Source organism: Alcanivorax sp. HI0007 (genome assembly GCF_001635525.1).
Classification (GTDB): domain Bacteria; phylum Pseudomonadota; class Gammaproteobacteria; order Pseudomonadales; family Alcanivoracaceae; genus Alcanivorax.
Window position 1 is genome coordinate 1 of the sequence record NZ_LWEJ01000267.1, and the last position, 8,024, is coordinate 8,024.

Here is an 8,024-nt window from a genome sequence, read left to right on the forward strand (position 1 = left end):
TAACGTCGCGAAATGGGTTGTCTGTTCTGCAACGCAAGAGGCCGCGCCCATGCTTTGGGCGCGGCCTCTTTGCTTGCGGATTCCACAATCATCCAACCGCGAAACTATTCATTATTAACTATTGATTGATTTTCCCCCACCGCTGAATCACAAAATGTGCATTCATGGTCTGGCCCGCCAGCTTGCCGATACCGGCCTTGGCTTCCGGTTTGGCGCGCCAGTGGTGTGGGGTCATGGCCAGGAGATTCTGCAGTTCCTGCTCGTCATCCGGCACCCATTCCAGGTGGATATCCTGATTGTCGATCTGCGTGAATCGGGCATCGAGAAACTTGCCTGCATCGAACCCGGATTGACGCACTTCTTCATAGAGTGCCTCGCGCAGAGGCAGCAAATGCTGCTCACCGGTGCCGACCACAATCAGTTCCCCTCCGGGCTTGAGAACCCGGGCAATGTCGTCGGTGAACAAGCGTGTGAACAGCACAAAGACCCGCTGCTGACTGTTATCAAACAACGGCAAGCGGGCGCCACTGGCCACCAGCCAGGTCAACACCTTGTCCCGTTTGGCCGCCGCGTCCACGGCAAACTTGGAAATATCCACGCCCACGCCATTGGCGCTGCCAAGCCGGCGGGCGAATTGGCAGGTATACCAGCCTTCGCCGCAGCCGATATCCAGCCAGGGCTGGTCCTCGTCGTCCAGGTTATCCAGCAGGGCATCGGCCAGCGGTTGATAACGCCCCAGCTCCAGAAACGCGGTGCGTGCCTGCACCATGGCCTTGTCGTCGCCGGGCGCCCGGGAGCGGCGGTGCTGGGCCAGCAGCAGGTTGGTATAACCCCGTTTGGCGCGATCAAAACGATGACCGTTGTCGCACTGCCAGCTGTTGCCGGAAAGAAGCAGGGGGAGGTCGCAACTGGGACATTTCAGGTTGGGCATGGTCTGCGGGTGACTCGGGTAGGGCGCACTTGGCGATGGCAAGAAACCGCATTGTCGCAAATTCTTCCGGCAATAAAAAAGGGCCGGCAAGGCCGGCCCTTTTCTTTGTGGTGTCTGTTCAGGCTTTGCGCCGGTACAGACCCAGCAACACCATGAGGGACAACAGACCCAAGGGAAGGCTGCCGCCTCCGCCGCCTGAGCTGCGCGGAGAACGTGTCGCAGGGGGTGGGACATCGGGACAGGCTTCCAGGTCTTCACGACTGAAATCCAGTTCCACCGCGGTCTCCATCATGGATCCGACTTTGATGCCGTTATCGTTTTCTACTTGTACCATCAGGGTTTTCTCGATCTCGGCATCGGCACGGATCACCACTGTGGCTGCCAGTTCCTGCCCTGCATCGAGTCTGCCTAGTTGGCAAACATAGTTCCCTTCGTCGGTGCTGCACCCTGTACTGAGGGTGCCCACAAGGGTCAGATCCTCATCCAGCGGTCCGGTAAGACGGGTGCCGAGGGAGTGGATTGTCGGATCGGTATTGGTGAGAGTCGCTTCGACACGCATCTCAACCTGGCCGTTTCTGGGAGAGAGGCAAACCGGCTCAGCGGCGACAGCAAATTCCGGTTGCCCGAGTTGCAGGGAAATCATGCCGCTGTTGTTCAACCGGTGGTAATCCCGCTGGTTGTCCAGCTCGACCGTGGCATCTATCTGGAGGTCGGTATCGCTCTGGCTGTTGCTGTCCGTGGCGGTAAAGCCGAACGGCTGGCTCGATCCGCCGGGGATGGCTGCGCCGTCATACTGACATGCGGTGAGTCCGTTGTCCGACGGGTTGCAGGCAAGCCCGGTTTGGTCTGGAGACGGGGTCAGGGTCAATTCGGCGGGATGCGAGAGAGACAGAGCGAAATGAGTTGCTGGCCGGCTGCCTGCGTTTTCTACCGGTACCTGGAAATCAATGGTACCGAATCCCTGGAAGGTATTGCCGTCTTCAGCAATGGTGAGGTCCCGGAGCGCCAGCTCGGCGGCACCAGTCTGTTGCTCAATCCAGTCCAGATACTGAGAAACCCGAGTGTAGATAGAGGGAATTTCCGAGTCGCCACATTTATCATCGGTGGAATAACCGAAACTGGTAATCCCGACCTGGGGGCTGTCATTCAGTAACGCGCCGGTCAGTAGCAATGGGCCGCCGCTGTCGCCCTGGCAAGAGTCTTCCCCAAAGGTATCGCCCTGATCCGGGTTGGGCTCATTGGCGCACAGCATGGTGTCCAGAATCTGATCGCCATTGGTATAGAGATCAATAGTGGCCTGGCAAGATGCGTTGGTAACATAGTCCAGCGCTGCTTCTTGCAGTTCTACAAAAGCAACAGGCTCCAGAGTGGCGGGGTTCTCATCCCTGTCCTGATAGGTAGCAACGCCCCAGCCCAACACACTCAGAATGTCATCGTAACTGACCAGGTTTTCCATGGCGCTGTCGGTGTCGACCTTTGACAGTACCCCGGTATGGATGCCCGGGCTGCCGGTTTCGGCCTGTTCCGCCAATCGAATCAATGCAATATCGTTTTCAAACGTCGCTGCGTTGTAACCGGGGTGGACGATGATATTTGCAGCGTTCAGCAACAGTGGGCTATCAGTGGGGACCTCCAGGGTCTGGCTGCCGACAAGGAGTTCGAGTTCACTGGCCGGTGTTGTAACGATGCCGGAGCGGACACAGTGTGCTGCGGTCAGCACCCAGTCCCGGGACAGCAAGGTGCCGCCACAGACCTGTCCTTGACCAACCGGGAAAGGTTGCTCTGCATCGATGGCGTCTTGTTTTCTCTGTTTATCAATCAATGCAACCAGTGTGTTCCAGTTAGTGTCAGCGGTCTCCCCGCCGACAACCCTGGGTGATGCGCTTGCAGCGAATACGCTGCTGCAGGCCAAAGTAGAAGCCAGTGCGACAATCAAGCGATATTTCATGTGACATTTCCCAGATGAATCAAAATGGCGAAAGGGGGGCATTCTAGGTCCGGGAAACGACTAGCGATGTAGGAAAATCGCCATTCTTTTTGTAGTCACAGCGAATAACGTGACGGTAGTCACGTTTTGTTCGGTGAAGATTGTGTCCGGCTAGGGCAGCGGATTGCCAAACCGCTCAAGATAAACCCGACCAATCTCTGTGGACCCCACATGGTTCAGATGACTTTCGTCCCGGTAAAGAGGGATGCCATTCAATACGGTCTGGCAGCGGCTTTCATCGCAGAGGACTTTTTTCGGATTAATCCAGGTGATATCCGGGAAACGTGCCTGTACGGTTTGCTTGAAGCGATAGAAATTGCTCAATTGCGCTTCCGCCTCCACTGCATCAATTGAGCAGTCGTCCATATTTTTCAACAGACATTCCGCATAGGACGAGGAGGGCAGCTCGGGTACATCTTCAATGAGGATAACGTTGTGGCCCTGGCTGTGAAGCCAGTCCACGGTGTCCACGAAATAGCGCTGGAAGGATTCACTTTGCAGGTAGGCGCTCCACCAGGCATTGACGAACACGGTCATGGGGCGTTGTTGCAGGTACTCGGCCAGGGCGATGTTGCGTTCGGTTTTTTCCGGGTCGCCGAAGGCGTTAGCCGAGTGTTCGGGGATTACGAAAGGCGTCGAAGCGCGGGTCACCACCAGCATGGAATGGCGCTCACCAATCAGTTGCTCGACGAAACCCAGCAGGGCGATGGCATGGGAATCGCCGATCAGCATGGCATCCGGCTGGCCGTTCTCCGGTTCGGCGCCGAACAGGCAGGCCTTGCCCTTGTTGAATTCTGTCGGATCACCCTTGAAGCAGCGTTTGTACAGATCGGCGGCATTGTTCTGGGCGATGATGGTGTAGAGCTCGCGACGTTCTTCGGAGATGCGGAAGCTCAGGTCATCGGCGATGCGGATGGTGGACTGGATGGCCCAGATGATCAGCAGCGGCACGAAGATGAACACCATGAAGGATTTCTTGAAACTCCAGGGGCGGTGCCGGTACCGATTCTCCACAAAGCGGTAGCTCAGCCAAGACAGCGCCACGACCACAAGGATGAGTCCCAGGCGGTTCGCCCAGGTCAGTTCAATCAGTTGGTAGTGCAGCAATGCCACCGGCGGCCAGTGCCACAGGTACAGGGAGTAGGAGATGCCGCCCAGAAATACCATCACCGGCAGGCTGAGCAGGCGGGCGGTAAGAGTGCGAGTCTGGTGCAGGCCCGCATAGATCACCATGGCGGTGCCCAGGGTGGGCCACAGGGCGTTATAGCCGGGGAAATGATCGTGCTTGGTCAGCAGCAGGCCGGTGGCGATGATCATGGCCAGCCCCAGGCCTGCCAAGATCTCGGCACTGGGTCGGTTCAAGGCCGGAAGCTGACGGCTGAACAGGGCCACGCCGGTGCCCAGCATAAACTCGAATAACCGGGCGGGCAGCAGGTAGTAGGCGGCAGCAGGGTGGGCGCTGGCAAGATACACGGACAGCGCAAAGGTGCCCACCAGAGTGATGCGGAACGGCCAGTGGCCATCGCGGCCCTTGCCGAAGCGGTAGGCCAGGTACAGGGCCAGCGGCCAGATCAGGTAGAACTGCTCTTCCACCGCCAGCGACCAGGTGTGCAGCAGGGACAGGGAGCGGGTTTCCGGTGCAAAGTACTGGCTCAGTTCCTGGAAATAGTAGATGTTGCTCAGGCCCACCAGGGAGGACAGCCAGCTCTTGGCAAAGATGTAGTAGGCATCGCCGATATAGAAGGGCGAGATCATCAGGAAGGTGACCGTGGACACTAGCAGGAACAGGGGTACCAGTCGGCGGATACGACGGGCGTAAAAATCGCGAAACCGGAAGGTGCCTTTTTCAAACGCCCGCTGCAGAAGCTGGGTGATCACAAACCCGGAAATGACAAAGAACACGTCCACACCGATAAAACCGCCGGTGATGCCGGGAACCTCATAGTGATAGAGAATCACCAGGACAACGGCCAGCGCACGTAGCCCTTCGATATCGGCGCGGTAACTCGGCGTGGTCTTCAAGGCGTTCTCCCAGGATGATCAGCAAACCGGGGAGAATATAGGGCGGTGCCAGGGCAAACAAGACGGGCCGGGCTTGCCGCCAAGGGGAGGGCGCTTTCCCGGCTCTGTGGCCGCCACAGGCCCGGCATGCGCGAACCTGATTCAGGGTGGCGCTCATGCATGTTACTGTGAGCCCGACTCAATCTCTCTGGCTGCCATCAAGGAGCACTCTGTGGCCGCATCCCTGCCGTTTTCCCTGCTGGAACTAGCCTCCGTCCGTGAGGGCGACACCATTGGGCAGACCCTGGCTAACAGCGTGGCCTATGCCCGCCATGCGCAAGCCCTGGGCTTCAAGCGCTTCTGGCTGGCCGAGCATCACAACATGGAGGGCATCAGCAGTGCGGCCACCGCGGTGCTGATCGGTCATATCGCCAATGCCACGGAGACCATCCGGGTGGGCTCCGGTGGAGTGATGTTGCCTAACCACCCGCCTCTGGTTATCGCCGAACAGTTCGGGACCCTGGAAATCCTGCATCCCGGCCGGATTGATCTGGGGTTGGGGCGGGCCCCGGGCACCGACCCGATGACCAGCCGCGCTCTGCGCCGTGAGGGTCTGGGTGCCGAGCAGTTCCCCCATGACGTGGCCGAATTGCAGCGGCTTTTGGGGCCGCTGGATCGTTCCCGGTCGGTCAACGCCATTCCCGGTGCCGGCACCGAGGTGCCGATCTGGTTGCTGGGGTCCAGCCTCTATAGTGCCCAGCTGGCGGCCCAGCGGGGGTTGCCCTATGCCTTTGCCGGGCATTTTGCGCCGCGATTGTATCGCGAGGCGTTGCGTCTCTACCGGGAGCAGTTTCAGCCGTCGGCGCAGCTGGACAAGCCCTACGCCATGCTCGCGGTACCGGCGGTGGCGGCGGAAACCGATGAGGAGGCCCGTTTTCTGGCCACCACCAGCTATCAGCGCATTCTGTCCCTGTTCCGGGGCCAGCCGTTGTGGATGCGTCCGCCGGTGGAAAGCATGGACGGATATTGGAATCCGGAAGAAGAGGCCGGGGTAAGAGGCTTTCTGGCCCTGCAATTGCTGGGGACCGCCAGCACTATCGAAGGGCAACTGGATCAGTTGCTGGATAGCGTGGAAATTGATGAATTGATGGTGACTGTAGATCTGTACGACCCGGCAAAGCGTCGCCACGCCCTGGATATTCTGGCGTCGCTGCCGCAGTTTCGTCGCTAGCGACTAGCACCAGACCCCGTTGGAACCTTGTTCACAAGGCGAAGGGCTATTCGCTTTGCGAGCAAAGCTCCAGCGGGATAAAGCGGGACTAACGATGTTGTGCTTTAGCCGTGAAACGGCGCAACACCAGCAGCAAACCTGCCAGCAGGGTGAGGGTGGCCGGCGCTCCGCCGCCACTGCTGCCGCCTCCGGTCGGGCTGGGGGCCGGAGAGGGGTAGCGCAGGGTCAGTTTGGCGCTATTGTCGTTATCGTTTGGCAGATCTCCATTAGTGGAGAAACCGGTAAACGTTATTGACCGGTTTTCTCCGGTATCCGAGGCGAAGGTCAGATTCACGGTCTGGCTGCTGCTGGCGGGCAAATCGCCTACCGGGCAGCTCACCGGGTTGGACAGGGTACAGCCCAGCTCGTCAGCGTTTGCCAGGGTTGTATTGAGTGGCAGGGAAAAGCGGATTTCCCCATTGGTAGCGTTATTGATCGTGGATCGATTGTTGAGCGTTACCGCCACCCTGGCTTCACTGGTGTTGCCGCTCTGCTGGACGGCGGACAGAGTCAGATCCGGCTGGTTGGAGAACACCACCATCTGCGCAATGCGGTTATTGCGGCGCCGGTAATCGTCCTGGTTGGCGGTGGCGGTGATCGCCACAGTGACCACCTGATCGGTGCCGCCGTTGCCATCAACCACCAGATCCTGATTCACGCTGCTGCTGGCCGCGAGGCTGGATACGGGGCGGCAGCGATCGCCGGAAAGCAGGCCGCCGCACCCGGACCAGCGTCCACTGGCAAAGGTGTTGTCAGTGAGACTAAACCCCAGGATCGGATTGGTGACGGTGTTTTCCTTGCTGTCGTTTTTCAGGACCAGGGTCAGCGTCTGGCTGCCGCCGGGGGGCTGGTAGTAATACTCCGGTGGTGGTGTCGGCCATTCAGGGAGTAGGTCCACCAGGGGAATACCGGCAGAGTCGGTCAGGAACTCCAGTTCTGCGGTTTCCGCCGACAGATGGGTGTAGCCGGACGGCGCGCCGGTGGCACAGTTACGCAGGCCGAAGCTGGTCAGGCCGACCAGCCAGGGTTGTCGGTCCCGGTCCAGAAACAAGGGGCCGCCGCTGTCGCCAAAGCAGGAATCCTGATTATTGCCATTGATTGGGTTCAACTCAGCGGCGCAGACCGCAAAGTTGGTGATGGTAAGGCTTGATAGCTCCCGGCAGCTTTGCTGGGGGATATAGTCCAGTTGCACTTCTCGCAACACATTGCTGAGATTTCCATTTCCGGTATCTCCCCACCCCAGGGCAGTGACAGACTCATCCAGAGCAGACGTTGTTCGCTGTTCCAACGCGTTAAAGCCGTCGTTGCTGATGATGCTGGGCCAGAGAGTATTGCTGCGTGGATCAATGCGTAACAGCGCCAGATCCCGGTTCAGGTTCTGGTACTGGCGGTGCAGGAGTATTTGTCTGACTGGAATGCCGTTTTGGGGAACGTTGTTGCGGTCGGTATCACCGATGAAGACGAAGGTGCGATTCGCTTCAGCGGGTGATCCATCCAGATATTCCATGCAGTGGGCGGCAGTCACCAGCCACTCCGGGCTGAGCTGGCTGGCGCCACAAAGCAGATAGCCGCTCACGCTGGGATCATCCACGGCCAATTGGGCCATCCACGGCCAGCGGTCAACCGGAGCCGGGTCACCGCCCACGATTCTGGCGGTGGCGGTGTCTGCGAGGGTGCTGGAGAAAGGGAGTGTGGCGAGCCCTGCCAGCAGAGCGATATGACGAAACATGGCGGCAGCCTTGCACATTTTTAACCATTTTATCGGCTTTCACTGCAAGGCTGTGTGAGCTTATGTATCTGACCCGAATTCACCAATTCGGGCCTTGTCTTGAAGG

Annotated in this window: 5 protein-coding genes; 1 reads left to right on the top strand and 4 read right to left on the bottom strand. The window is 59.0% G+C overall.

What is annotated here, in order from left to right; genetic code table 11:
- Positions 1-118 precede the first annotated feature (118 nt).
- From A3714_RS15920 to A3714_RS15930, 3 genes are all read right to left on the bottom strand, one after another.
- A complete protein-coding gene (locus A3714_RS15920) occupies positions 119-931 on the bottom strand; it encodes a putative RNA methyltransferase (RefSeq protein ID WP_063509346.1) in 813 nt (270 codons plus the stop codon).
- A 118-nt stretch (positions 932-1,049) separates the two neighbouring features.
- Positions 1,050-2,879, bottom strand: coding sequence for a serine protease (locus tag A3714_RS15925; RefSeq protein WP_197463434.1), 1,830 nt, complete (start codon positions 2,877-2,879; stop codon positions 1,050-1,052).
- A 150-nt stretch (positions 2,880-3,029) separates the two neighbouring features.
- Entirely contained in the window at positions 3,030-4,940 is a 1,911-nt protein-coding gene (locus A3714_RS15930; RefSeq protein WP_063509348.1) for an acyltransferase family protein, read from the bottom strand.
- Between the two features lie 211 nt (positions 4,941-5,151).
- Between A3714_RS15930 and A3714_RS15935 the strand changes: the two genes are divergently transcribed.
- The gene (locus A3714_RS15935; protein WP_197463435.1) at positions 5,152-6,150 is read left to right on the top strand and encodes an LLM class flavin-dependent oxidoreductase; all 999 of its coding nucleotides are present in this window, start codon (positions 5,152-5,154) and stop codon (positions 6,148-6,150) included.
- Positions 6,151-6,238: 88 nt separating this feature from the next.
- On the opposite strand, the gene A3714_RS15940 is transcribed toward A3714_RS15935, so the two are convergent.
- Positions 6,239-7,918, bottom strand: coding sequence for a trypsin-like serine protease (locus A3714_RS15940; RefSeq protein WP_063509349.1), 1,680 nt, complete (start codon positions 7,916-7,918; stop codon positions 6,239-6,241).
- Positions 7,919-8,024: the final 106 nt, after the last annotated feature.

What these genes read in the sequence shown, in the direction of transcription:
- A3714_RS15940 (WP_063509349.1), bottom strand. Translation starts at nt 7,918, where the DNA reads ATGTTTCGTCATATCGCTCTGCTGGCAGGGCTCGCCACACTCCCTTTC.
- A3714_RS15920 (WP_063509346.1), bottom strand. Translation starts at nt 931, where the DNA reads ATGCCCAACCTGAAATGTCCCAGTTGCGACCTCCCCCTGCTTCTTTCC.
- A3714_RS15925 (WP_197463434.1), bottom strand. Translation starts at nt 2,879, where the DNA reads ATGAAATATCGCTTGATTGTCGCACTGGCTTCTACTTTGGCCTGCAGC.